The following is a 24,332-nucleotide window of genomic DNA, read 5'->3' as shown; positions in this document are numbered from 1 at the left end:
ACCGCTCCCGTGACCGACTCCGCACGCACCCCCGCACTACCCGTGGCCGAACTGCGCCGGCTCGTCGAGGCCGGCGAGCTGGACACCGTAGTCCTGGCCTTCACGGACATGCAGGGCAGGCTCCAGGGCAAGCGCTTCGCCGCGCGCTTCTTCCTCGACGAGGTCATGGCGCACGGTACCGAGGGCTGCAACTACCTGCTCGCCGTGGACGCCGACATGAACACCGTCGACGGCTACGAGATGTCGTCCTGGGAGCGCGGCTACGGCGACTTCGCCATGCACGCCGACCTCGCCACCCTGCGCCGCATCCCCTGGCACCCCGGCACCGCCATGGTCACCGCCGACCTCGCGTGGCACGACGGCACCCCGGTCACCGCCTCGCCGCGGCAGGTGCTGCGGCGCCAGCTCGACCGGCTCGCCGAGCGCGGCTGGACCGCGTACGCGGGCACGGAGCTGGAGTTCATGGTCTTCAAGGACACCTACGAGCAGGCGTGGAGCAGCGCGTACCGGGACCTGACCCCCGCCAACCAGTACAACGTCGACTACTCCGTCCTCGGCACCGGCCGCGTCGAGCCCTTGCTGCGCCGCATCCGCAACGAGATGGCCGCCGCCGGTATGACCGTGGAGTCCGCCAAGGGCGAGTGCAACCTCGGCCAGCACGAGATCGCCTTCCGCTACGACGACGCGCTCACCACCTGCGACCAGCACAGCATCTACAAGACCGGCGCCAAGGAGATCGCCGCCCAGCAGGGCACGGCGCTGACCTTCATGGCCAAGTACGACGAGCGCGAGGGCAACTCCTGCCACATCCACCTGTCCGTACGCGACGCCGACGGCGCCCCCGTCTTCGCCGCCCCCGCCGGGTCCGACGCCCCCGACGGCGGTGACGCCCCGTACGGCATGTCCGAGACCATGCGGCACTTCGTCGCCGGACAGCTCGCCTGCCTGCCCGAGCTGACCCTCCTCTACGCCCCGAACATCAACTCCTACAAGCGCTTCCGCCCCGGCTCCTTCGCCCCCACCGCCGTCGCCTGGGGCCCCGACAACCGCACCTGCGCCATCCGCGTCGTCGGCCACGGCGGCTCGCTGCGGCTGGAGAACCGGCTGCCGGGCGGCGACGTCAACCCGTACCTCGCCGTCGCCGGGATGATCGCCGCCGGGCTGCACGGCGTCGAGCGGAAGCTCGAACTCCCGGAAGCCTGCACCGGCAACGCCTACACCGGCGACGCCGCGCACGTCCCCGCCACCCTCCGGGACGCCGCCGAGCTGTGGAGCGGCAGCACCCTGGCCCGCGACGCGTTCGGCGAGGACGTCGTACGCCACTACCGCAACATGGCGCGGGTCGAGCAGGAGGCGTACGACACCGCCGTCACCGACTGGGAACGCTTCCGGTCCTTCGAGCGCATGTGAGGTCGAACCCCTTGGCACCATCGGCACCAGCGGCACCGCCACCCCCCGCGCCGCACGAGCACACCGTCGTCAACCCCGCCACCGAGGAGGCCGTCGCCACCGTCCCCGCCGCCGGCTCCGCCGAGGTCGACGCCGCCGTCGCCCGCGCCGCCGCCGCCCAGCGGAGCTGGGCCGCCCTCGCCCCCGGCGACCGGGCCCGGCTGCTGCGCCGCTTCGCCGCCGAGGTCGACGCCCGGATCGAGGAACTCGCCCGGCTGGAGGTCACCGAGGCCGGGCACCCGGTGGCCGCCGCCCGCTGGGAGGCGGGCAACGTACGCGACCTCCTCGACTACGCCGCCGGGGGAGTGGAGCGCCTGACCGGCAGCCAGATCCCGGTGGCCGGCGGGCTCAACGTCACCTTCGCCGAACCGCTCGGCGTCGTCGGCGTCATCGCCCCGTGGAACTTCCCCATGCCCATCGCCGCCTGGGGCGCCGCCCCCGCGCTCGCCGCCGGCAACGCCGTCGTGCTCAAGCCCGCCGAGACTACCCCGCTGACCGCGCTGCGGCTCGCCGAGCTGGCGCTCGAAGCGGGCCTGCCGGAAGGGCTGTTCCAGGTCGTGCCGGGCGCGGGACCGGTCGCGGGCGCGGCGCTCGTCGACCACCCGGACGTCGCGAAGATCGTGTTCACCGGCTCCACCGCCGCCGGCAAGCGCATCGCCGCGCGCTGCGGGGAACAGGTCAAGCGCGTCACCCTCGAACTCGGCGGCAAGAGCCCGAACATCGTCTTCGCCGACGCCGACCTGGAGCGCGCCGCGGCCGCCGCCCCCGCCTCGTTCCTCGACAACACCGGCCAGGACTGCTGCGCCCGCAGCCGCATCCTCGTCCAGCGCAGCGTGTACGACCGCTTCCTCGCCCTGCTGGAGCCCGCCGTCCTCGCCTTCACCGCCGGCGACCCCGCCGACGCCGGCACGCAGATGGGCCCGCTGATCTCCGCAGCCCACCGCGACCGGGTCCGCGGCCACGTCCCCGAGTCCCGCCCCGCCGCCATCCGCGGCACCGTCCCCGAGGGCCCCGGCTACTGGTACCCCGCCACCGTCCTCACCGACGCGCCGCCCGACGACCCGGTCAGCCGCGAAGAGGTCTTCGGCCCGGTCGCCGTCGTCCACCCCTTCGAGGACGAGGCCGACGCCGTACGCCTCGCCAACGCCGGCCCGTACGGCCTCTCGGGCTCGCTGTGGACCCGTGACACCGCCCGCGCCGTCCGCGTCTCGCGCGCCGTGGCCGCGGGGAACCTCTCGGTCAACTCGCACAGCAGCGTGCGCTACTGGACCCCCTTCGGCGGCTTCAAGCAGTCCGGCCTCGGCCGCGAGCTGGGCCCGGACGCGCTCGCGTCGTTCACCGAGACCAAGAACGTCTTCATCAGCACCGAGGAGTGAGCACGTTGACCGACGAGACCCCCGTCTGCCGCAGGCTGCCCGGCCGCACCGCCGTCGTCACCGGAGCCGGCAGCGGCATCGGCCTGGCCACCGCCCGCCGGCTCGCGGCGGAGGGCGCCCACGTCGTCTGCGCCGACATCGACGAGACCGCGGGAAAGGCGGCGGCCGAGGCCGCCGGCGGCCTGTTCGTACGGACCGACGTCACCGTCCCCGAGGACGTCGAGGCGCTGTTCCGGACCGCGTACGAGACGTACGGCTCGGTCGACGTCGCGTTCAACAACGCCGGCATCTCGCCGCCCGAGGACGACTCCATCCTCCTCACCGACATCGACGCCTGGCGCCGCGTGCAGGAGGTCAACCTCACCTCCGTCTACCTGTGCTGCAAGGCCGCCATCCCGTACATGCAGCGCCAGGGCCGCGGCTCCATCGTCAACACCGCCTCCTTCGTGGCCGTCATGGGCGCCGCCACCTCCCAGATCAGCTACACCGCCTCCAAGGGCGGCGTGCTGGCCATGTCCCGCGAGCTGGGCGTGCAGTTCGCCCGCGAGGGCATCCGCGTGAACGCCCTGTGCCCCGGGCCGGTCAACACCCCGCTGCTCCAGGAGCTGTTCGCCAAGGACCCGGAGCGCGCGGCCCGGCGGCTGGTGCACATCCCCGCGGGCCGCTTCGCGGAGGCGGAGGAGATCGCCGCCGCGGTGGCGTTCCTGGCGAGCGACGACGCGTCGTTCGTCAACGCCGCGGAGTTCCTGGTCGACGGCGGCATCGCGGGCGCGTACGTCACGCCGCTGTAGGCGCAAACCGCCCGGGGGCCGCGTCGGTCGGGTCCTGGAGGTCGGTCGGGTCCTAGAGGAACGTGCGGCCCTCGCCGCGGTACGTCGGGACCGTCTCCGTGACGCGCTCGCCCTCGATGAGGTGCAGCGCGTCGAACCGCTCGCACAGCTCGCCCGCCTTGGCGTGCCGGAACCACACCCGGTCGCCGATCAGCAGGTCGTCGGCGGGCGGGCCGAGCAGCGGGGTCTGCACCTCGCCGGCGCCCTCCTGCCGGTCGTAGCGCAGCCCCTGCGGCAGGTACGGCACGGGCGGCCGGTCGGAGCCGGCGGGGCCGGAGGCGGGGTAGCCGCCGCCGAGGACGGTGACGACGCCGACGCCCGGCCGGCGCACGACGGGCAGCGCGAAGACGGCGGCGGGGCGGCCGTCGAACGCCGTGTAGTGGTCGAACAGCCGCGGCTGGTACAGCCCCGAGCCGGCGGCCACCTCGGTGACCGCGTCCTCCGCGGCGGTGTACTGCACGCTGCCCGTACCGCCGCCGTTGACGAACTCCAGGTCCGCGACCCGGCGCACCGCCGCCACCGCCTCCGCCCGCCGCACGGCGAGCTGCCGCCGGGCCACCGACTGCATCAGCCGTATCCCGCGCGACGTCAGCGGCCACCCGGGGACGTCGTCACCGACGCCGGCGATGTGCCCCTCGTACGCCATCAGCCCCACCAGCCGGAAGCCCGGCCGGCGCACCACCTCGCGGGCCACCGCCGCCAGCGAGGCCGCGCCGGACAGCGGGGAGCGGCGGGCGCCGACGCGCACCCGGCCCCCGAGCAGCCGCAGCGAGGTGTCCAGTTCCAGGCAGACGCGCACCTCCTCGCGCCCCCGCCCGCGTGCCGCGTCCACGAGGTCCAGCTGCGCGGGGTCGTCCACCATCACCGTCACCGCGGCGGCCAGCTTCGGGTCGCCGGCCAGCTCGGCGAAGCCGGCGCGGTCCGCGGACGGGTAGGCCAGCAGCACGTCCTCGAAGCCGGAGCGCGCCAGCCACAGCGACTCCGCCAGCGTGAAGGACATCACCCCCGCGAAGCCCGGCTTGGCGAGGACCCGCTCCAGCAGCGCCCGGCAGCGCACCGACTTGGTCGCCACCCGGACCGGCTTGCCCGCCGCGCGGCGCACGAGACCGGCCGCGTTCGCGTCGAACGCCTCGGCGTCGACGGCGGCGAAGGGGGCGTCGAGGTGGGCCGTCGCGCGGTCGTAGCGGGCGCGCAGCGCCGCGTGGTCCGGGCGGGAGGCGGTGTGGTCCGGCATGGGGGAAGCCTGCCACCGCGTGGCCGGGAGGCGGTAGTGGGTACGGACAGGATGAGGCATTCGGGCGGCGCACCGTCCGTCGCGGGAGCCCAGTAGAGTGTCGCGAGCGCCTGTCAGCAGGTCATCCGGGGGCTACTCACAGGAGGGGAGTGAGGGGGCTGTTGAGCACTGACGCAGAGCAGACTCCCGCGGCCCCGCCGTCGCCGGACTCCCCGCCCGCGGCCCCGCCGCGACAGGGTGCGGAGTCCGCCGGACCGGCGGGTACCTCCGGCACCGCGGCACGGCCCTCCGGGCCGGCTCCGGCCGCCGATCCCGCATGCCCCCCGCGCACCGCGCCGCCGGCCCAACCCGCGCCGCCCGCCGCCGAGTCCGCGGCCGCCGCGCCGACCGCGCCGACCGGGTCCGGGGGGACCCCGCCGGCTGCGCCCCCGCCGTCCGCCGGGCCCCGCACCCCGCACCACCCGCCGCGGCCGTACGCCCCGCCCGTGCCCGCCGAGCCGCCCACGCCCGTCGGCGCCCCCCTGCACATGGCGTCCGTGCTCCCCTCCGACATCCCGCGCCCCGAGCCGGAGCCGCCCGCGGAACGGCGGACCGTCGCGCGCACGGTGGCCGCCGCGGTCGCCCTCGTCACGGGCGTCGGGCTCGTCGCCGGGGCCGCCACCGGCAGCCTGCTCAGCGACGGGCCCGAGGCGCAGGCCAGGCCCGGTGCGTACGAGGTGGCCCGCGACCTGTGGCACACCGCCCCCGTCGACACGCTCTTCCCGCCCCGGCTCGAAGGCGACGGCGCGGGCCCCGGCGGCGCCGACCGCGTCTGGGTGCGCGTCGCCGTCGCCCCGCCCGCCGACTGCAAGGAGGGCCTCGACGCGGCGCTGGCACGGGAGTTGCGCCGCGTCGGCTGCGAGAAGCTGCTGCGCGCCACGTACGCGGACGCCACCCGCAGCAGCGTCACCACCGTCGGGCTGGTCTTCACCACGGCGGGCACCGCGAAGATGGGCCGGTTCGAGGACCGCTTCGAGGACCGCGGCCTGGACACGCGGGAGGACATGCTGCCGAGCGCGTACGGCACGGAGGGCGGCCCCGCCGCCGGCTTCGGCGACGAGCAGCGCGCGACCTGGACCGTACGCGTCCTGTCCGACGCCCCCGTCGTCCTGTACGCCGTCACCGGCTTCGCCGACGGCCGCGCCGTCGCCGGGCCGCAGCCCGCCAACGAGGCCGTCCACCCCGGCGCGACCACCGCGCCCGCGCAGGCCGGCCTCGGCCACGACGCCGAGGGCATCGCCGACCGCGTCGAGCGCGGCCTGCGCAAGACCTCCGCCCAGGCGACGGAGTCCCCGCGGTGACCCGGCCGCCGCGCGCACGCCGCCGCGCCGCCGCGCTCCTCGCCGCGCTGGCCACCGCCGCCCTGCTCGGCACCGCCGCCGCGCCCGCGCACGCCGACGGCCTCCAGTCGCTCCAGTGGGGCCTCGACGACGTCCGCGCCCCCGAGGCGTGGGACACCACTCGGGGCGAGGGCATCACCGTCGCCGTACTCGACACGGGCGTCGACGCCGGCCACCCCGACCTCACCGGGCAGGTGCTGGACGGCAAGGACTTCGTCGGCTTCGGCGCCCGCCGCGGCGACGACTCCTGGGCCCGGCACGGCACCGCCATGGCCGGCATCATCGCCGCGCACGGCCACGGCCCCGGCGCCGCCGAGGGCGTCACGGGCGTCGCGCCGGAGGCGAAGATCCTGCCGGTACGGGTCATCCTGGAGGACGGTGACGCGCAGCGCGGCAAGGCCCGCGAGACCCGCGGCAGCGCGCTCGCCGACGGCATCCGCTGGGCCGTCGACAACGGCGCCGACGTCATCAACCTCTCCCTCGGCGACGACAGCAAGTCCGCGCACCCCGAGCCCGGCGAGGACGCCGCCGTGCAGTACGCGCTGCGCAAGGGCGTGACCGTGGTGTCGTCCGCCGGCAACAGCGGCGAGAAGGGCGACCGCATCTCGTACCCCGCGGCCTACCCCGGCGTCATCGCCGTCACCGCCGTCGACCGGTCGGGAGCGCGCGCCGACTTCTCCACCAAGCACTGGTACGCCACCGTCTCCGCCCCGGGTGTCGACGTGGCCATCGCCGACCCCGACCGCACCTACTACGAGGGCTGGGGCACCAGCGCCGCCGCCGCGTTCGTCTCCGGCGTCACCGCGCTGGTCCGCGCCGCCAACCCCGACCTCACCCCCTGGCAGATCCGCGACCTGCTGCGGGACACCGCGCAGGACCCGCCCGAGGGCGGCCGCAGCGACGAGCTGGGCTCCGGCCGGGTGGACGCGGCGGCCGCCGTGGCGGCGGCGCGGGAGCTGAAGGCCGCGCCGCAGGAGCCGAAGTCGGCCGCGTACGACGAGAAGCGCTTCGGCGCGGCGCCGGTGCTCGTCACCGCGGAGGACGACGGGCCCAACGGACTGGCGCTCGCCGCCGGAGTCATAGGCGTGGGGCTGATCGCGGGCGCCTGGTTCCTGTGGCGCGGCCCGCGGTCCCGGGCGGCCGGCGTCTGGCGCGGCCCCGAGCCCCCGTCCTTCGCGCCGCCGCCGGCCGCGCCGCCGCGGTCGTCACCCGCGCCCGGCGGACCGCGCCCGCAGGGCGGCGACGGGCCACCGCTAGGCTCGTCGGGTGCCGCTGAAGAACATTCCTGACCCCGGTTTCGCCGCCGACGACGGCTCCGCCGACCCCGGCCTCGCCGCCGCCCTCACCGCGTACGCCGAGGCCCCCGACGACCCCGCCGCCGCGCCCCGGGTGCTCGCGGCCCTCGCCGGCACACGGGTGCTGGTCCCCGTCGTCGCGCTGCTCGGCGAGGCGGAGGAGGGCCCTGACGGGCTGCGCCGCGACAAGACCAGCGACATGGCGGTGCCCACCCTCGAAGCCCCTGGCGGCCGGCGGGCCCTGCCCGCCTTCACCTCCACCGCCGCGCTCGCCCGCTGGGACCCCGCCGCCCGCCCCGTGGCCGTACCGGTGCCCCAGGCCGTACGCGCCGCCGTCACGGAGCGCGCCGACACCGTCGTCCTCGACGTCGCCGGGCCCGTGCCGTACGAGCTGACCGGCCCGGCGCTGCTCGCCGCCGCCGAGGGCCGCGGCAGCACCGACCCGCTGGCCGACCCCGGCGTCGTCGCGGCGGTCACCGCCGTGGTCGCGGGGGTCGCGGGGGTACGGGCCGCGTCCCTGGCCCGCGCCGGCGAGGCCGACGGCACCCTGGCCCTCGTCCCCGCCGCCGGCGCCGCCCCCGCCGAGGTCGCCCGCGGCGTCGCCGAGGCGCTGGCCGCCGACGCCACCCTGCGGGCCCGGCTGGTCCGCGGCCTGGACCTGGCCCTGCTGCCGCCGGACACCCCGCTCCCGGGCGAGCCGCTCCCACTGCACCCGGCCGGCTAGCCACCTCAGCCCGGCCCGGTATCGCCCTGCACCCGCCCCCGGCCGCGGCCCCCGCGCTGGTTAGGGTGGCCTCCGGTCCCGTACCAGGAAGTGAGCCCCCATGAGCGACACCGGCCCCGGCGCCGACGCAGGACCCGACTTCGACGCGATGACGCGCGACATCGCCGACGTCCCCGCCGTGGAGGTGATCACGACGGTGGCGGTGCACCTGATGAGCGCCGCCGCGGTCAAGCTCGGGCTCGCCGAGGACGGCGCCGCGCACAAGGACCTGGACGAGGCCCGCAAGCTGATCACCGCGCTCGCCGGGCTGGTCACGGCCGGTGCCGCCGAGGTCGGCTCGTACCACGCGGCGCCGCTGCGCGACGGGCTGAAGTCGCTGCAGCTCGCCTTCCGCGAGGCGTCCGAGCACCCGGACGAGCCGGGCAGCGGCCCGGGGGAGGCGTACACGGGCCCGGTCTTCGGCTGACCGCACCGGGCCCGCACCGCGCCCGCACCGGACCGTACGCGACCTGCACCGGCAGCCGCGCCGCGGGCGCGCGCACCGATGTGCGGGGTCTGCCGCGGCACTGGTATGCTTGACAGCGACCGGCCGGACGCACCATGCAGGAAAGAGGAGCGACCGGCCCGCAAGTGGAGGCTCCGATCTCCCACCTTCCGGCCCCCGGTCGGCGGGTCACCGGTCTCAGCGCCCCGCGGCTCGTTCTGCGGTGGTGCTCCCCGGCGGAGCCCGCATTTGCGTCCCGTCCGGGGCTTTTTTGTGCCCGCGGCGGGTGGTCGGCAGACAGAACGTGACGCGGTTGCCCGCCAGGCAGTCGCGTGGTGGAAATGAGGAGGCCACATCAGCGCCGAGCCCCGCATCAACGACCGGATTCGCGTCCCCGAGGTGCGACTTGTCGGCCCCAGCGGCGAGCAGGTGGGCATCGTCCCGCTCGCCAAGGCTCTGGAGCTTGCCCAGGAGTACGACCTCGACCTGGTCGAGGTGGCGGCGAACGCCCGTCCTCCGGTGTGCAAGCTGATGGACTACGGGAAGTTCAAGTACGAGTCGGCCATGAAGGCCCGTGAGGCGCGCAAGAACCAGGCGCACACGGTCATCAAGGAGATGAAGCTCCGGCCGAAGATCGACCCGCACGACTACGACACCAAGAAGGGTCACGTCGAGCGGTTCCTCAAGCAGGGTGACAAGGTCAAGATCACGATCATGTTCCGCGGTCGTGAGCAGTCCCGTCCCGAGCTGGGCCGGCGGCTGCTGCAGCGGCTTGCGGAGGACGTGCAGGAGCTGGGCTTCGTGGAGTCCACCCCCAAGCAGGACGGCCGCAACATGATCATGGTTCTCGGTCCGCACAAGAAGAAGACCGAGGCGATGGCCGAAGCCCGCGAGGCCCAGGCTGCCCGCAAGGCCGAGCGCAGGGGCGACGACACCGCCCCGGCGGAGCCCGCCGAGGCCTGATCTCGGACCCGGCCCCGGGTCCGGCAGACGTAGTACGAAGACGGTCTGACGCTTCCGCATGCCTTTTTACGGGGCGGCGGGAGGCGCCGAAGACGAGGAGTGAACGGCGAGATGCCGAAGAACAAGACCCACAGTGGTTCCAAGAAGCGCTTCCGCGTGACCGGCTCCGGCAAGGTGCTGCGTCAGCGTGCCAACCGGCGCCACTACCTGGAGCACAAGCCGTCGACTCTGACCCGGCGCCTCGCCGGCACGGTCGAACTGTCCAAGGCCGATGCCAAGAAGGTCAAGAAGCTTCTCGGCAGGTGAGTCGCCGCCCTGCACCGGCAGGGCGCAGGACGACTCAAGAGACCGGGACCCAGCCGTTCCGGGTCGCGCAGCCGACGCGACCCAGCCCCAAGGAGTGAACAAGTGGCACGCGTCAAGCGGGCAATCAACGCCCAGAAGAAGCGCCGGGCGATCCTCGAGCAGGCCAGCGGTTACCGCGGCCAGCGCTCCCGCCTCTACCGCAAGGCGAAGGAGCAGGTCACCCACTCCCTCGTCTACAACTACAACGACCGCAAGAAGCGCAAGGGCGACTTCCGGCAGCTCTGGATCCAGCGGATCAACGCCGCTGCCCGCGCCAACGGCATCACCTACAACCGCTTCATCCAGGGCCTGAAGGCCGCGGGCGTCGAGGTGGACCGCAAGATGCTGGCCGAACTGGCCGTGAACGACGCCGGTGCCTTCGCCGCGCTCGTCGAGGTGGCGCAGAAGGCGCTGCCCAGCGACGTCAACGCGCCGAAGTCCGCCGCCTGAGCCGCCGCGCTCGCGCGGTACGTACCGAGAACCCGCAGGCCGCACCGGCCTGCGGGTTCTGCCGTCCGTGCGGGCCGGTCCCGCTGCCGGAACCTGCCGTACGAAAGGTCTGACCGACGCCCATGGGCACCCCCGAGCCGATCTCGCCGCGCTCCGCCCGCGTCACCGCCGCCCGCAAGCTGCTCCGCCGCGCCGGGCGGGCCAAGGAGCGCAGATTCCTCGCCGAGGGCCCGCAGGCCGTCCGGGAGGCGGTGGCGTACGGGGCGGGGGCGGCCGGCGGCGAAGGGCCCGCGCTGGTCGAGCTGTTCGCCACCCCCGACGCCGCGGAGCGGCACGCGGACATCGTCGGGTCGGCCCGCGCCGCGGGGGTGCGCGTGCACGCCGCCGCGGAGGAGGTCGTGGCCGGGCTCTCGCAGACCGTGACGCCGCAGGGCCTGGTCGGCGTCTGCCGGTTCCTCGACGTGCCCCTGGCCGACGTCGTCGCCGGCCGCCCCCGCCTCGTCGCCGTCCTCGCGCACGTCCGCGACCCCGGCAACGCCGGCACCGTGCTGCGCTGCGCCGACGCCGCCGGGGCCGACGCCGTGGTGCTGACCGACGCCTCCGTGGACCCGTACAACCCCAAGGCCGTACGGGCCTCCGCCGGCAGCGTCTTCCACCTGCCCGTCGTCACCGGCGTGCCCGCCGAGCAGGCCGCCGCCGAGCTGCGCGCCGCGGGCGTGCGGCTGCTGGCCGCGGACGGCGCGGGGGAGCGGGACCTCGACGACGAGCTGGACGACGGCGGCCTCGCCGCCCCGACCGGCTGGATCTTCGGCAACGAGGCGTGGGGGCTGCCCGCGGAGACCAGGGCGCTCGCCGACGCCGTCGTGCGCGTGCCGATCCACGGCCGCGCCGAGAGCCTGAACCTCGCCACCGCCGCCGCCGTGTGCCTCTACGCCTCGGCCCGGGCGCACCGCCCGATCGGCGGGTGCCGTCCCGTCGGCTCCGCCCGGTAAGGTGACCGCTCTAGGTCCGCGAGTCGACCGTACGGGCAGGCCAACGCCCGGTCCGCGGGAGGGGGTTCATGGGGTGGAGAGCGCAGATGACGGGCCCGAGGCCAAGGACCTCGGCTGTGCGCCCGACGATCTGCCGGACGGGCTCGTCGTGGCCGACGAGCGCGGCGTCGTGGTGCGCTTCAACGCGGCCGCCGCGCGGATCACCGCCCTGGAGCCGGCCGCCGTCCTCGGCCGCCCGCTCGCCGAGGCGCTCCCCCTGGAGGACTTGAAGGGCCGCCGCTGGTGGCGGCTGACGGACCCGTACGGGGGCCTGGCCATCCGCACCGGCCACCCCGAGCGCAACCTGCTGCTGCCCGGCAACCGCGAGGTACTGGTCGCCGCCCGCTACGTACGCGACGGGCGCACGGGCCCGGTGCGCAAGCTCGTGCTGACCCTGCGCGGCACGGAGGACCGGCGGCGCAGCGAGCGCAGCCACGCGGAGCTGATCGCCACCGTCGCGCACGAGCTGCGCTCCCCGCTGACGTCCGTGAAGGGCTTCACCGCCACGCTGCTGGCGAAGTGGGAGCGGTTCACAGACGACCAGAAGCGGCTGATGCTGGAGACCGTGCACGCCGACGCCAACCGCGTCACCCGGCTCATCGCCGAGCTGCTGGACATCTCCCGCATCGACTCCGGCCGGCTGGAGGTGCGCAAGCAGCGCGTCGACGTGGTCGCCGCGGTGCACCGGCACGTGGAGGCGCAGACCACCGCGGGCCAGGACCCGGCCCGCTTCCGTACCCTGGTACCGAGCGAGCTGCCCGACCTGTGGGCCGACCCCGACAAGGTCGACCAGGTGCTGGGCAACCTGCTGGAAAATGCCGTGCGGCACGGCGAGGGACTTGTCACCATCGAGGTGGCACCCGCCACTCTCAACCACGGCAGGGAAGGCACCCAGGTCACCGTGAGCGACGAAGGCCCCGGCATCCCGGAGGAGTCGATGAGCCGCGTCTTCACCCGCTTCTGGCGGGGCAGCAAGCGCGGCGGCACCGGCCTGGGGCTGTACATCGTCAAGGGCATCGTGGAGGCCCACGGCGGGATCATCACGGTCGGCCGCGCCCCCGGCGGCGGCGCCCGCTTTCGATTTACGTTGCCCGTCGGCGCCCCGGCCCACCTCGCCTGAGCAGCGGCCGCCCGCCCACGGGCCACACCCACGTCCACGCGCCCTGAGCTCGTGTCCCGGGACCCCGACCGCCTCCGGGCGGCGGACCGAGTCCGCGGGACAGGCTCTAGACTCGACCCCCGGCCCCTCGGCGACCACGCTCTCCCCCAGAGCCTTCGGCCCGGGGGTGGCCCCACACCGCCGTGGCCGCCGGGTCGGGGCGCAGCCAGCCAACCGGAAGCACGGGAAGAGATGTCGGCACCGAACAAGTCGTACGACCCTGTCGAGGTCGAGGCACTGAAACCGGAAGAGATCGACCGGGTGCGCGACGAGGCGCTCGCCGCCATCGCCGCGGCCGGGGACCTCGCAGAGCTGCGCGAGGTGAAGATCGCCCACGCCGGCGACCGCGCCCCGCTGGCGCTGGCCAACCGCGAGATCGGCGCCCTGCCGCCGCACGCCAAGGCGGACGCGGGCAAGCGCGTCGGCCGGGCCCGCGGCGAGGTGGGCCAGGCCCTCAAGCGGCGGCAGGAGGAGCTGGAGGCGGAGCGCGACGCCCGGGTGCTGGTCGAGGAGGCGGTGGACGTCACGCTGCCGTACGACCGCTCGCCCGCCGGCGCCCGGCACCCGCTGACCACGCTCTCCGAGCGCATCGAGGACATCTTCACGGCGATGAGCTGGGAGGTGGCCGAGGGGCCCGAGGTCGAGGCGGAGTGGTTCAACTTCGACGCGCTCAACATCGCGCCCGACCACCCCGCGCGCAGCGAGCAGGACACCTTCTTCGTCCGCGGCCCGCGGCCCGCGGGGACGGGGGAGGGGCAGGGCGACGACGACTCCGGCGTCGTGCTGCGCACCCACACCTCGCCGGTGCAGATCCGCTCCATGCTCGACCGCGAGCCGCCGGTGTACGTGATCTGCCCCGGCCGCGTCTACCGCACCGACGAGCTGGACGCCACCCACACCCCCGTCTTCATGCAGGTCGAGGGGCTGGCCGTGGACGAGGGCCTGACCATGGCCGACCTCAAGGGCACCCTGGACCACATGGTCTCCTCGCTCTTCGGCGAGGGCATGCGGACCCGGCTGCGCCCGGACCACTTCCCGTTCACCGAGCCGTCCGCCGAGATGGACATGGTCTGCTTCGTCTGCCGCGGCGAGTCCGTCGGCAACCCGGACCGGCCCTGCCGCACCTGCGGCTCCGAGGGCTGGATCGAGCTGGGCGGCTGCGGCATGGTCAACCCGAAGGTGCTCGTCGCCTGCGGCATCGACCCGGAGCGCTACAGCGGGTTCGCGTTCGGGTTCGGGATCGAGCGGATGCTGATGTTCCGCCACAACGTCGAGGACATGCGAGACATGGTCGAGGGTGACGTGCGCTTCACGCGGCCGTTCGGGATGGAGATCTGATGCGAGTCCCGCTTTCGTGGCTGCGGGAGTACGTCGACCTGCCCGCGGGTGAGACCGGCCGCGCCGTCCAGGCGAAGCTGATCAGCGCCGGCCTGGAGGTCGAGACCGTCGAGCGGCTCGGCACGGGCCTGACGGGCCCTCTGGTCGTCGGCCGGGTGCTGGCGATCGAGGAGCTGACGGAGTTCAAGAAGCCGATCCGCTACTGCCAGGTCGACGTCGGCAGCGCCAACGGAACCGGCGAGCCGCAGAACATCATCTGCGGCGCGAGCAACTTCGACGTCGGCGACAAGGTCGTCGTCATCCTGCCCGGCGGCGAGCTGCCCGGCGGCTTCAAGATCGGCGCCCGCAAGACGTACGGCAAGGTCTCCGAGGGCATGATCTGCTCGGTGCGCGAGCTGGGCATCGGCGACGACCACGACGGCATCCTGGTGCTGCCGCCGGAGTACGAGCCGGGCACCGACGCGATCGAGCTGCTGGAGCTGAACGACGAGGTCCTCGACATCGCCGTCAACCCCGACCGCGGCTACGCGCTGTCCCTGCGCGGCGTCGCCCGCGAGACCGCCATCGCCTACGGCCTGCCGCTGCGCGACCCGGCGCTGCTGGACGTGCCCCCGCCGAACGACTACGGCTACGAGGTCGAGGTCGACGACCTGCGCGGCTGCGACCGGTTCACCGCCCGCGTCGTCACCGGCGTCGACCCCGAGGCGCGCTCGCCGATCTGGCTGCAGCGCCGGCTGCAGAAGGCCGGCATGCGCCCGATCTCCCTCGCGGTGGACGTCACCAACTACGTAATGCTGGAGATCGGCCAGCCGCTGCACGCCTACGACCGGGCCCGGCTGGACGGGCCCATCGGCGTCCGCCGTGCCGCGCCGGGCGAGAAGCTGACGACCCTCGACGGCGTCGAGCGCACCCTCCACCCGGAGGACCTGCTGATCACCGACAACCGGGGCCCCATCGGGCTGGCCGGGGTGATGGGCGGTGCCGACACCGAGATCGCCGAGCCCGAGGTGCGCGACCACCTCCTCGGCTCCGTGGCGGGTACCACCGAGATCGTCATCGAGGCCGCGCACTTCGACCCCGTGACCATCGCCCGCACCTCCCGCCGCCACCGCCTCACCTCCGAGGCGTCGCGCCGCTTCGAGCGTGGCGTCGACCCGCAGGCGGGCCCGGCCGCGGCCCAGCGCACCGTGGACCTGCTGGTGCTGCTCGCCGGCGGCTCCGCCGAGGCGGGCGTGACCGAGGTGACCGCGCCCACCGGGCCGCGCACCGTGCGGATGAAGGCCGACCACCCGGACCGGGTGGCGGGCGTGACGTACGGGCGCGAGGCCGTGGTGCGCCGGCTGCAGGAGGTCGGCTGCGACGTCTACGGCGCCGACGAGCTGACCGTCACCGTGCCGACCTGGCGCCCCGACCTGGCCTCGCCGAACGACCTCGCCGAGGAGGTCATCCGTCTCGAAGGCTACGAGAACCTGCCCTCCACGCTGCCCCGGCCGCCCGCCGGCCGCGGCCTGACCGGCCGGCAGCGGCTGCACCGCAGGGCCGGCCGGGCGCTGGCCGGCGCCGGCTACGTCGAGGTGCTGAGCTACCCGTTCCTCGGCGAGGCGGCCCTCGACGCCCTCGGCCTGGAGCCGGACGACGACCGCCGCCGTACGGTCACCCTCGTCAACCCGCTGAGCGACGAGGAGCCGGCGCTGCGCACCACGCTGCTGCCCGGCCTGCTCGCCGCCCTGCGCCGCAACCACGGCCGCGGCGCCGCCGACCTGGCGCTCTTCGAGACCGGCCTGGTCTTCCGGCCCACCGGCCGCGAGACCGCGCCCGTGCGGCTGCCCGTCGACCGGCGGCCCACCGACGAGGAGATCGCCGGGCTCGACGCCGCCCTGCCGAAGCAGCCGCGCCGTGCCGCCGTCGTGCTCGCCGGCGCCCGCGAGCGGGCCGGCTGGTGGGGCCCGGGCCGCCCGGTGGACTGGGCGGACGCCGTGGAGGCGGCCCGTACCGTCGCCCGGGAGGCGGGCGTGGAGCTGGAGGCCGCGGCCGACCGGCACGCGCCGTGGCACCCCGGCCGGTGCGCCGCGCTGTACGCGGTCGTGGACGGCGAGCGGCGCATCGTCGGCCACGCCGGCGAGCTGCACCCGCGGGTGGTCAAGGCGCTGCAGCTGCCGGAGCGCACCTGCGCGACGGAGGTCTCGCTCGACCTGCTGGAGCTCGCCGGCGGCGGCCCGGTGCAGGCGCCGCAGATCTCCACGTACCCGGTGGCGACGCAGGACGTGGCGCTGGTCGTGGCCGCGGACGTGCCGGCGGCGAAGGTCGCCGCGGCGCTGCGCGCGGGGGCGGGGGAGCTGCTGGAGTCGGTGCGGCTGTTCGACGTCTTCACCGGCGAGCAGGTGGGCGAGGGCCGCAAGTCGCTCGCCTACGCGCTGCGCTTCCGCGCCGCCGACCGCACGCTGACGGCCGAGGAGGCGGGCGCCGCCCGGGACGCCGCGGTGGCCAGGGCCGCCGAGGAGGCGGGCGCGGTGCTGCGCGGGGCGTGACCCGACGCGGCGGTACGGGGCCGGCCGCCGGCCCCGTACCGCGGCGGGCCGTCCTCCGGCCCGGCCGCCGCGTACTCAGTAGGCGTAGAAGCCGGCGCCCGACTTCCGGCCCAGGCGCCCGGCCTCGACCATCCGCGCCAGCAGCGGCGGCGTCGCGTACAACTGCTCCTTGTACTCCTCGTACATCGACTCGGCCACCGAGACGACGACGTCGAGGCCGATGAGGTCCGCGAGCTTCAGCGGCCCCATCGGGTGGGCGCAGCCCAGCTCCATCCCGTTGTCGATGTCCTCGCGCGTCGCGATGCCCGACTCGAACATCCGGACCGCGGACAGCAGATAGGGGATCAGCAGCGCGTTGACCACGAACCCGGAGCGGTCCTGGGCCCGGATGGCGTGCTTGCCGAGCACGTCGCGGGCCAGCGCCTCGGTCCGCTTGAGCGTCTCGTCGCTGGTCGTCAGCGCCGGGATCAGCTCGACGAGGCGCTGGACGGGCGCGGGGTTGAAGAAGTGCATGCCGATGACCTGCTCCGGCCGCGAGGTGGCGACGGCGAGCTTGACGATCGGGATGGACGAGGTGTTGGAGGCGAGGACGGCGTCCTGGCGGATGACGACCTGATCGAGAATCTGGAAGATTTCGGTCTTGACCTGCTCGTTTTCCACCACGGCCTCGATCACGAGGTCGCTGTCCGCAAGCTCTCCCAGATCGGTCGTGAAGCTCAGCGCGGCCTTCGCCCGGTCCCGCTCCGCCTCGCTGATCTTTCCGCGCTCCGCCGCCTTGGCGAGGGAGTTGCTGACGCGGGTACGGCCCAGTTCCAGGGCGTCACCGGTGGTCTCGGCGACGACGACCTGAAGGCCGGAGCGGGCACACACCTCGGCGATGCCCGAGCCCATCTGGCCGGATCCGACCACTCCGACGCGTTCGATGTCGGTCAATGTCTCTCCTCGTCCCTCGTCCTGCCGTGTGAGCAACCCTTTCGGACCCCCGACGTTACCCGCGTAGCGCATGGCTCTTGTCCCCGGGTGAGGCAGGACGCGAGGATGTGCCGCAACTGACGAGTGGTTCAGACCACTTGGCTCAGTCGGATTCTTGTTCTCGGCGACACTCGGAGGATCCAGATGGGGAGCAGTACTCCCGATAGACCGCACCACCTCAGCCGGCGCCGGTTCGGCGCCGCGGCGGTGGGCGCGCTGTCCGCGGTGACCGTGGCCGGCGACGCGATGGCGGCCCCGGCCGGCGCGGCAGGGCGCGGCCACGGCCGCCCGGCCGGGCAGATGCGCGGCTCGTGGGTGGCCACGGTGGCCAACATCGACTGGCCGGTCCAGCAGGGCCTGAGCGCGGCCGAGCAGCAGCGCCAGCTGCTGGCCCGGCTCGACGAGGCGGCGGACCTGCGGCTGAACACCGTGGTCTTCCAGGCCCGGCCGACGGCGGACGCGATGTGGCCGTCGCCGTACGAGCCGTGGTCGGAGTGGCTCTCCGGGACCCAGGGCACCGACCCGGGCTGGGACCCGCTCGGCTTCGCCGTGCGCGAGGCGCACCGGCGCGGTCTCGAACTGCACGCCTGGTTCAACCCCTACCGGGTGCGCAACGATGCGCTCGCGGAGAAGCTCGTCCCCGGGCACCCGGCGAACAAGCACCCCGACTGGGTCGTCCCGTACGGCGGCAAGATCTACTACGACCCGGGGGTGCCGCAGGTCCGGCGCTTCGTCCAGCAGTGCATCCTCGACGCCGTACGCCGCTACGACATCGACGCCGTGCACTTCGACGACTACTTCTACCCGTACCCGGTCGCGGGCCAGGAGTTCGCCGACGAGGAGACGTACCGGAAGTACGGCGGCGGGTTCGCAGACAAGGCCGACTGGCGGCGCAACAACGTCGACCTGCTGGTCTACGAGCTGGGCCGGGCCATCAAGCGGACGAAGCGGAACGTGCAGTTCGGCGTCAGCCCGTTCGCGGTCTGGCGCAACGCGGCCACCGACCCCGAGGGCTCCGACACCCAGGCGGGCACGCAGACGTACGACAACCTCTACGCCGACACCCGCAAGTGGGTGCGCGAGCGCTGGATCGACTACATCGTCCCGCAGGTGTACTGGAACATCGGCTTCGCGGTCGCCGACTACGCCAAGATCGTGCCGTGGTGGAACGACGTGGTCGCGGGCACCGGCGTCAACCTCTACATCGGCGAGGCGCTGTACAAGGTCGGCGCCGCCGGCCAGCCCGAGGCGTGGTTCGACCCGGCTGAGCTGTCCCGTCACCTGACGTTCTGCCAGGGCTACCCGGAGGTCCAGGGCAACATGTACTTCTCCGCGAAGCTGTTGCCGCAGGACCCGCTGGGCGCGGTCAGCAGGCTCGTCGCCGACCACTACGGGCAGCCGGCGCCGACGCCGCGCTGCTGACGGCGCGCCCGCGCCGGCCCTCCGCCGTCCCGGCCGCACCGCCACCCGCGGCCGCGGACGTCAGCCCTGCCCGGACTCCCGGTCCCGATGCCGGACCACGGAGTCCGGGCCGGGCGACACCAGCGCCTCGTGGCCGTCGTCGAACCGCACCCGGTAGGGCGGTGCGCCGGCTGCGCCCATGACTTCGACGATCTCCGCCGTCCGGTCCTCCTGACCGACGACGCGGCCGTGCACACACAGCTTGTCGCCCACTTCAGCCTGCATGGGGTCGACCTCCCTGTCCGGCTCGTCACTAAATGGTGGGTTCTGTGACGGCCAGTCTACGGTCGCGCGCCGCTCTTGGCTCCCGGAGGATTCCGGTGTACGGGCCATGCACCGCGTGCCAGGCTCTGCCCATGGCTCACGTACCCGCGCCCTACGAGGTCTCCACCGACCCCGCCCGGCTGGACCGCGCGCTCGTCCACCACTGGCTGTCCACCGACGCCTACTGGGCGCTGGGCCGCAGCCGCGCGCAGCAGGACACCGCGATCGACCACTCCCTGAATTTCGGCGTCTACGCCCCGGCAGCCGACCCGGGCGGCGCCGACGGCGGCGCCGCCCGCGGTGGCGGGCAGGTCGCGTACGCCCGCGTCGTCACCGACCGCGCCACCTTCGCCTGGCTCTGCGACGTGTACGTGGCCCGCGAGGCCCGCGGCGCCGGCGTCGGCACCGGCCTGGTCGCGGCCGTCCGCGACCACCTCGCGCCGTACCGGCTGCGCCGCGTCCTGCTGGCGACCGGCGACGCCCACGGGGTCTACGCGAGGTTCGGCTTCGCACCGCTGGCCGATCCGACCCAGTGGATGGCTCTGGGCAGAGCCTGACCGCGCTCCTACCATCACCGCATGAACGTTCGTCTCACGTTGCTCGCCGCGGCCCGCAACTCCTCGCGGCTCGCGGAGCGCTTCGACGACGACCGGCCATTGGACGCGGAGGGCTGGGTGGCGGCCGAGCGCGCCGTTCCGGTGTTCTCCCCGCTGGCCGCCGCCGAGTTGCGGTACTGCTCGCCCACCCAGCGCTCCCGCGAGACCGGCCGGGTGCTCGGCCTCGCGCCGCTGGCCCAACTCGCGCTGCGCGACTGCGACATGGGCCGGTGGCGGGGCCGCACGCTGGAGGAGGTGATGATGACGGAGCCGCGCGACGTGGACGCCTGGCTCGCGGATCCGCACGCGGCGCCGCACGGCGGCGAGCCGCTGATCGCGTTCATCCAGCGGATAGGGGGCTGGCTGGACACCCGGCCGGTGGACGACGGCACCCACGTCCTCGCCGTCACCGAGCCGTCGGTCATGCGCGCGGCGCTGGTCTACGCGCTGAAGGCGCCGCCCGCCTCGTACTGGCACGTCGACGTGATGCCGCTGTCGACGATCAGCCTGACGGGCCGCCCCGGACGGTGGAGCCTGCACGTCGACAGCTGGGTGTGAGCGCCGGGGCGAGTGGACGCCGCGGCGCTGCGGGCAGATGATGTCCGGGCCATTGCCAACTCCCTACGGGTAGGTAAGTCTACTGTCAAGTAGGTTGCGCAGCGACGGGTGCGAGGAGCGGCCAGCGATGAGCTCGTACGACGTGATCGTGATCGGTTCCGGCTTCGGCGGCTCGGTGGCCGCCCTGCGGCTGACCGAGAAGGGCTACAAGGTCGGCGTACTGGAGGCCGGACGCAGATTCGCCCGCGAGGAGCTGCCCAAGAACTCCTGGCGGCTGCGCGACTACCTGTGGGCCCCCGCACTCGGCCTCTACGGCATCCAGCGCATCCACCTGCTCAGCAACGTCATGGTGCTCGCCGGCGCCGGCGTGGGCGGCGGCTCGCTCAACTACGCCAACACCCTCTACGTGCCGCCGCCCGCCTTCTTCAAGGACCGGCAGTGGGGCCACATCACCGACTGGCAGGAGGAGTTGGCCCCGTACTACGACCAGGCGCAGCGGATGCTCGGCGTCCGGGAGAACCCGACGACCACCGAGGCGGACACGTACCTGAAGGCCACCGCCGAGCGCATGGGCGTCGGCGACTCCTTCCGGCTCACCCCCGTCGGCGTCTTCTACGGCGACGGGCGCGACGCCGGCGGCGAGAGCAAGGCCGCCCCCGGGGAGACCGTCCCCGACCCGTACTTCGGCGGCGCAGGGCCGGAGCGCGCCGCGTGCCTGCAGTGCGGCTCGTGCATGACCGGCTGCCGCTACGGCGCGAAGAACACCCTGACGGAGAACTACCTCTACCTCGCCGAGCGGCGCGGCGCGGTCATCCACCCGCTCACCACCGTCGTCGACGTGCACGAGGTCTCCGGCGGCGGCTACGAGGTGACCACCGTGGCCACGAACAAGCGCCGCCGCGGCAAGCGTGAGGTGCTGCGCTGCGACCGCGTGGTGGTCGCGGCGGGCACGTACGGCACGCAGACGCTGCTGCACCGCATGAAGACCACCGGACGGCTGCCCGGGCTCTCCCCCCGCCTCGGCGAGCTGACCCGCACCAACTCCGAGGCGCTGGTGGGCGCGGTGACCTTCCCGCGGACGTACCGCAAGAAGCGCGGCGCGGGCGAGCTGGACTTCACCAAGGGCGTGGCCATCACCTCCTCGATCCACCCCAACGCCACCACGCACATCGAGAACGTCCGCTACGGCAAGGGCTCCAACGCGATGGCACTGCTGTGCGTGCCGCAGTTCAAGCCCGCGGGGAAGCTGCCGAAGGCGCTGCGCGTGGTCGGCGCGTACCTGCGCCACCCGGTGCTCGTGGCGCGGACGGCCACGACGTACCGGTGGTCCGAGCGGACCATCATCGGGCTCGTCATGCAGACCCACGACAACTCGCTGACCACCTACCTGAAGGACAAGGGCCTCGGCAAGGGCCTGCTGACGGCCCGCCAGGGCCACGGGGCGCCCAACCCGGTGCACCTGCCGGAGGGCGCGGAGGCGGCGCGGCAGCTCGCCGAGCAGATCGGCGGCCTGCCGGGCACCAACCTCGGCGAGCTGATGGGGACCCCGCTGACCGCGCACTTCCTCGGCGGCTGCCCGATCGGCGAGGACGCCGAGCACGGCGTCATCGACCCGTACCACCGGCTGTACGGCCACCCGGGGATCTCCGTCGTGGACGGCTCCGCGGTCTCCGCGAACCTCGGCGTGAACCCGTCGCTGACGATCACGGCGCAGGCGGAGCGTGCGATGGCGCTGTGGCCCAACAAGGGCGAGGCGGACAGCCGGCCCGCCCAGGACCGCCCGTACACCCGCCTCCGCCCGGTGCCCCCGCACCGGCCGGCAGTCCCGGCGGGCGCGTTCGGCGCCCTGCTGCTGCCGGTCCCGGAGGTTCCGCCGAAGAGCTGAGCGGCGGTCCGGCGGAGGCCGGCCCGGGCCGCGGCGCCCGCGACGACCCTCTCCGAGTTCGCCGCGGAGCGGGGCGGCGCCGGATCCGGACGTCCCCTCGGCGGCCCGGCGGCCGTCGCATAGAGTGCCGTCGCGGCGGTGGGTGGGTCCTGCCGGTCACCGGTACACCGGAAAGGATCGTGGCGTGTCCAGCGACCGTCTCATGCGCATCCACAGCGCCGAGTTCCAGGCCATGGCCGAGAGGGTCCTGCGGGTCACCGGGCTGACGTCCCGCCTCAACGTCATGCCGTTCGAGGACGAAGCAGGCAAGGCGGACCTGTTCGAGCAGATCCTCGGCAAGCCGCTGCCGCCGAGGGTCACGATCTATCCGCCGTTCTACACGGACCACGGCCTCCGACTCGACCTCGCCGAGCGCGTGTTCATCAACCAGAACTGCACGTTCCTGGACTACGCGGGGATCCGGATCGGCGAGCGCGTGATGATCGGCCCGAAGGCCACGTTCATCACCAGCGGCCACCCGGTCGACCCCGGGGAGCGGCGGCTGTACCTCACCGGCGCCCCCATCGACGTCGCGGAGAACGTGTGGATCGGCGCCGGCGCCACCATCCTGCCCGGCGTCAGCATCGGGCGTGACGCAGTGGTCGCCGCCGGCGCGGTCGTGGCCGACGACGTGCCGCCGGCCAGCCTGGTGACCGGCGGCAAGGCAACCGTGCAGCGGCGCTGGTGACGACCCCGACAGCAGGCCGGCGGGCGGCGCACGGTCAGCGGTCGTAGTAGGGGGAGAGCTTCGTCACCAGGAACGGGAACTCCTCGGTGACGTCCACCCGGACGAAGAACTTCTCGGTCACGTCGGTGCTGCGGTCGGTGTACGACAGCAGGATGTCGAGGATCCTCCGGGTGCCGGAGAGGCGCGACGGGCGCGATTCGATCGCCGTCAGAGCCTGGCCTTCCGCGAATGCCTCCGCGGTCTTGGCGTATATCTGCGGATAGCGCACCGCGAGGTAGTTCATCGCCCGGTGCTCGTCGGACGAGCCGGCGTTGTCGGCGACCTGCATCACCCGCTCGAAGAGTTCCTCCGCCGCCGCGCGGAACGGCGCTTCGTCGACGGAATCCGGCTTGGGCAGCGATCCCACGAGCGAGTCGACATCGAAGACGTACAACTGGTCGAGGCCGACGACGGGCAGGTTCAGCCCGTTGCAGAGGGTCGGCGGGGCGATGGGGCCGCGCAGGCCGATGAGCACGTGGCGGTCGGCCGGCCGCAGCGCCGACCCCAGAGTGTCGACCAGCACCGGGAAGTCCGCCGTGTCCCGCGGGAGCACGAGATAGGTCTCCAGGCCGTGGACGGTCAGTACGTAGCAGATCTGCCTGGCGAGATACCGGTTCTGCGGCTCGTTCAGGACGGAGAACAGCGCCTGCCGGTCGGTGAGGTCGACGGTCTCGGCCCTCCCCATCGCCTGCGCGATCTCCTTCTCGACGCTCAGGCTGGGAATGCGCGGTTCTATCCGGCCGACCGCGTAGACGTACTCGCTGTCGTCGCCGTATTTCGCCGCGCCCCCGGGATTTCCGCCGCCCGAGCAGGGGCAGGCGCTCTCACCGCCGTGGCTGACCGTATGGGAATGGGCTGCACCGCTTCCCTGGGGCGGGGGAGACGGCGGCGGGGAGGCCGCTTCGACACTCGGGGGCGGCGGATCGGGCTGCTGCGGGGCGGGGGCTTCTTCCGGTTCCAGGTGCGTCTCATTCGCGTCCATGGGTTTCCCACTCCTTCAGTCCGGGGTTTGCGACGCGGGTGCGGGGGCCGGCGACTCCACGTCGGCGAGTCAGCTGCTCCCACCCCGTCGGCCGTGGAATTGAAGCCAGCCGTTGAGTTTCTCCGACCGCTGTTCGCACCCTTGGCAGGGGCGGTGCACGACGGAGCGCGTGACCCGGCTGACGAGGTCGCCGAGCCCGATGTCTTCGTCACTGACGAAGTTGGGCAGTGTGACGCGTGCTGACTTCTTGTCGGCCTTCTCAG

General features: G+C 74.0%; 23 protein-coding genes. 19 read left to right on the top strand and 4 right to left on the bottom strand.

Annotation, left to right across the window (positions count from 1 at the left end):
• Window positions 1-9 precede the first annotated feature (9 nt).
• The 3 genes from LG396_RS16805 to LG396_RS16795 are packed head-to-tail and all read left to right on the top strand — an operon-like array spanning window position 10 to window position 3,616.
• Window positions 10-1,410, top strand: a complete 1,401-nt coding sequence (locus tag LG396_RS16805) for a glutamine synthetase family protein (protein WP_225795363.1) — start codon at window positions 10-12, stop codon at window positions 1,408-1,410.
• Between the two features lie 11 nt (window positions 1,411-1,421).
• Complete coding sequence (locus LG396_RS16800; protein WP_225795362.1) at window positions 1,422-2,825, top strand: aldehyde dehydrogenase family protein; 1,404 nt, start codon at window positions 1,422-1,424, stop codon at window positions 2,823-2,825.
• Window positions 2,826-2,830: 5 nt separating this feature from the next.
• Window positions 2,831-3,616: a 3-oxoacyl-ACP reductase gene (locus LG396_RS16795; RefSeq protein ID WP_225795361.1), complete on the top strand. Its 786-nt coding sequence runs from the start codon at window positions 2,831-2,833 to the stop codon at window positions 3,614-3,616.
• A gap of 52 nt (window positions 3,617-3,668) precedes the next feature.
• On the opposite strand, the gene LG396_RS16790 is transcribed toward LG396_RS16795, so the two are convergent.
• A complete protein-coding gene (locus tag LG396_RS16790; protein ID WP_225795360.1) occupies window positions 3,669-4,889 on the bottom strand; it encodes an amino acid deaminase/aldolase in 1,221 nt (406 codons plus the stop codon).
• 485 nt (window positions 4,890-5,374) lie between these two features.
• On the opposite strand from LG396_RS16790, the gene LG396_RS16785 reads away from it, so the two are divergent.
• The 11 genes from LG396_RS16785 to pheT all read left to right on the top strand — a co-directional run bounded on the left by LG396_RS16785 (window position 5,375) and on the right by pheT (window position 16,585).
• Complete coding sequence (locus LG396_RS16785; protein WP_225795359.1) at window positions 5,375-6,229, top strand: hypothetical protein; 855 nt, start codon at window positions 5,375-5,377, stop codon at window positions 6,227-6,229.
• The gene (gene mycP / locus LG396_RS16780; protein ID WP_225795358.1) at window positions 6,226-7,557 is read left to right on the top strand and encodes a type VII secretion-associated serine protease mycosin; all 1,332 of its coding nucleotides are present in this window, start codon (window positions 6,226-6,228) and stop codon (window positions 7,555-7,557) included. The genes LG396_RS16785 and mycP overlap by 4 nt, the downstream gene beginning before the upstream one ends.
• Window positions 7,535-8,287 carry an SseB family protein gene (locus tag LG396_RS16775; RefSeq protein WP_225795357.1) on the top strand — a complete coding sequence of 251 codons (753 nt, stop codon included), beginning with the start codon at window positions 7,535-7,537 and terminating at the stop codon, window positions 8,285-8,287. Before mycP ends, LG396_RS16775 begins: the two co-directional genes overlap by 23 nt.
• 100 nt (window positions 8,288-8,387) lie before the next feature.
• Window positions 8,388-8,753: a DUF1844 domain-containing protein gene (locus LG396_RS16770; RefSeq protein ID WP_018836834.1), complete on the top strand. Its 366-nt coding sequence runs from the start codon at window positions 8,388-8,390 to the stop codon at window positions 8,751-8,753.
• 372 nt (window positions 8,754-9,125) lie between these two features.
• Window positions 9,126-9,734, top strand: a complete 609-nt coding sequence (gene infC / locus LG396_RS16765; RefSeq protein ID WP_078523974.1) for a translation initiation factor IF-3 — start codon at window positions 9,126-9,128, stop codon at window positions 9,732-9,734.
• Between the two features lie 111 nt (window positions 9,735-9,845).
• Window positions 9,846-10,040 (top strand): 50S ribosomal protein L35, encoded by a 195-nt coding sequence (gene rpmI / locus LG396_RS16760; protein ID WP_018852864.1) that lies wholly within the window; start codon window positions 9,846-9,848, stop codon window positions 10,038-10,040.
• 102 nt (window positions 10,041-10,142) lie between these two features.
• On the top strand, window positions 10,143-10,529 hold the full coding sequence (gene rplT / locus LG396_RS16755; protein WP_018836831.1) for a 50S ribosomal protein L20: 387 nt from the start codon (window positions 10,143-10,145) through the stop codon (window positions 10,527-10,529).
• A gap of 122 nt (window positions 10,530-10,651) precedes the next feature.
• Window positions 10,652-11,521 (top strand): TrmH family RNA methyltransferase, encoded by an 870-nt coding sequence (locus LG396_RS16750; protein WP_225795356.1) that lies wholly within the window; start codon window positions 10,652-10,654, stop codon window positions 11,519-11,521.
• 73 nt (window positions 11,522-11,594) lie between these two features.
• Window positions 11,595-12,680, top strand: a complete 1,086-nt coding sequence (locus LG396_RS16745; RefSeq protein ID WP_018836829.1) for a sensor histidine kinase — start codon at window positions 11,595-11,597, stop codon at window positions 12,678-12,680.
• A 231-nt stretch (window positions 12,681-12,911) separates the two neighbouring features.
• On the top strand, window positions 12,912-14,057 hold the full coding sequence (gene pheS, locus LG396_RS16740; protein WP_018843131.1) for a phenylalanine--tRNA ligase subunit alpha: 1,146 nt from the start codon (window positions 12,912-12,914) through the stop codon (window positions 14,055-14,057).
• Entirely contained in the window at window positions 14,057-16,585 is a 2,529-nt protein-coding gene (gene pheT / locus LG396_RS16735) for a phenylalanine--tRNA ligase subunit beta (RefSeq protein WP_225795355.1), read from the top strand. The genes pheS and pheT overlap by 1 nt, the downstream gene beginning before the upstream one ends.
• Before the next feature lie 75 nt (window positions 16,586-16,660).
• Here the strand turns inward: pheT and LG396_RS16730 are convergent, their stop codons facing one another.
• A complete protein-coding gene (locus LG396_RS16730; protein ID WP_018836826.1) occupies window positions 16,661-17,518 on the bottom strand; it encodes a 3-hydroxybutyryl-CoA dehydrogenase in 858 nt (285 codons plus the stop codon).
• A gap of 183 nt (window positions 17,519-17,701) precedes the next feature.
• On the opposite strand from LG396_RS16730, the gene LG396_RS16725 reads away from it, so the two are divergent.
• Entirely contained in the window at window positions 17,702-18,979 is a 1,278-nt protein-coding gene (locus tag LG396_RS16725) for a glycoside hydrolase family 10-like protein (RefSeq protein ID WP_443729180.1), read from the top strand.
• A gap of 60 nt (window positions 18,980-19,039) precedes the next feature.
• On the opposite strand, the gene LG396_RS16720 is transcribed toward LG396_RS16725, so the two are convergent.
• Window positions 19,040-19,243: a DUF1918 domain-containing protein gene (locus LG396_RS16720; RefSeq protein ID WP_037750937.1), complete on the bottom strand. Its 204-nt coding sequence runs from the start codon at window positions 19,241-19,243 to the stop codon at window positions 19,040-19,042.
• Between the two features lie 131 nt (window positions 19,244-19,374).
• On the opposite strand from LG396_RS16720, the gene LG396_RS16715 reads away from it, so the two are divergent.
• From LG396_RS16715 to LG396_RS16700, 4 genes are all read left to right on the top strand, one after another.
• Window positions 19,375-19,839 carry a GNAT family N-acetyltransferase gene (locus LG396_RS16715; protein ID WP_100298404.1) on the top strand — a complete coding sequence of 155 codons (465 nt, stop codon included), beginning with the start codon at window positions 19,375-19,377 and terminating at the stop codon, window positions 19,837-19,839.
• 21 nt (window positions 19,840-19,860) lie between these two features.
• Window positions 19,861-20,436 (top strand): histidine phosphatase family protein, encoded by a 576-nt coding sequence (locus LG396_RS16710; RefSeq protein WP_026276304.1) that lies wholly within the window; start codon window positions 19,861-19,863, stop codon window positions 20,434-20,436.
• A gap of 127 nt (window positions 20,437-20,563) precedes the next feature.
• Complete coding sequence (locus tag LG396_RS16705) at window positions 20,564-22,321, top strand: GMC oxidoreductase (RefSeq protein WP_225795353.1); 1,758 nt, start codon at window positions 20,564-20,566, stop codon at window positions 22,319-22,321.
• A 184-nt stretch (window positions 22,322-22,505) separates the two neighbouring features.
• Complete coding sequence (locus LG396_RS16700) at window positions 22,506-23,048, top strand: DapH/DapD/GlmU-related protein (RefSeq protein ID WP_225795352.1); 543 nt, start codon at window positions 22,506-22,508, stop codon at window positions 23,046-23,048.
• 34 nt (window positions 23,049-23,082) lie between these two features.
• On the opposite strand, the gene LG396_RS16695 is transcribed toward LG396_RS16700, so the two are convergent.
• Window positions 23,083-24,069, bottom strand: a complete 987-nt coding sequence (locus LG396_RS16695; RefSeq protein WP_225795351.1) for a cyanobactin maturation protease PatG family protein — start codon at window positions 24,067-24,069, stop codon at window positions 23,083-23,085.
• Window positions 24,070-24,332: the final 263 nt, after the last annotated feature.

The organism is Streptomyces aculeolatus (assembly GCF_020400605.1).
GTDB classification, from domain to species: domain Bacteria; phylum Actinomycetota; class Actinomycetes; order Streptomycetales; family Streptomycetaceae; genus Streptomyces; species Streptomyces aculeolatus.
The sequence above is the reverse complement of the archived record's forward strand: the minus strand, read 5'-3'. Positions and strand labels throughout refer to the sequence as shown.

Bases quoted from the DNA above. Each gene is read 5' to 3' on its own strand.
- LG396_RS16790 (WP_225795360.1), bottom strand. From the start codon at position 4,889: ATGCCGGACCACACCGCCTCCCGCCCGGACCACGCGGCGCTGCGCGCC.
- LG396_RS16770 (WP_018836834.1), top strand. From the start codon at position 8,388: ATGAGCGACACCGGCCCCGGCGCCGACGCAGGACCCGACTTCGACGCG.
- rpmI (WP_018852864.1), top strand. From the start codon at position 9,846: ATGCCGAAGAACAAGACCCACAGTGGTTCCAAGAAGCGCTTCCGCGTG.
- LG396_RS16750 (WP_225795356.1), top strand. From the start codon at position 10,652: ATGGGCACCCCCGAGCCGATCTCGCCGCGCTCCGCCCGCGTCACCGCC.
- pheS (WP_018843131.1), top strand. From the start codon at position 12,912: ATGTCGGCACCGAACAAGTCGTACGACCCTGTCGAGGTCGAGGCACTG.
- pheT (WP_225795355.1), top strand. From the start codon at position 14,057: ATGCGAGTCCCGCTTTCGTGGCTGCGGGAGTACGTCGACCTGCCCGCG.
- LG396_RS16725 (WP_443729180.1), top strand. From the start codon at position 17,702: ATGGGGAGCAGTACTCCCGATAGACCGCACCACCTCAGCCGGCGCCGG.
- LG396_RS16720 (WP_037750937.1), bottom strand. From the start codon at position 19,243: ATGCAGGCTGAAGTGGGCGACAAGCTGTGTGTGCACGGCCGCGTCGTC.
- LG396_RS16715 (WP_100298404.1), top strand. From the start codon at position 19,375: ATGGCTCACGTACCCGCGCCCTACGAGGTCTCCACCGACCCCGCCCGG.
- LG396_RS16710 (WP_026276304.1), top strand. From the start codon at position 19,861: ATGAACGTTCGTCTCACGTTGCTCGCCGCGGCCCGCAACTCCTCGCGG.
- LG396_RS16705 (WP_225795353.1), top strand. From the start codon at position 20,564: ATGAGCTCGTACGACGTGATCGTGATCGGTTCCGGCTTCGGCGGCTCG.
- LG396_RS16695 (WP_225795351.1), bottom strand. From the start codon at position 24,069: ATGGACGCGAATGAGACGCACCTGGAACCGGAAGAAGCCCCCGCCCCG.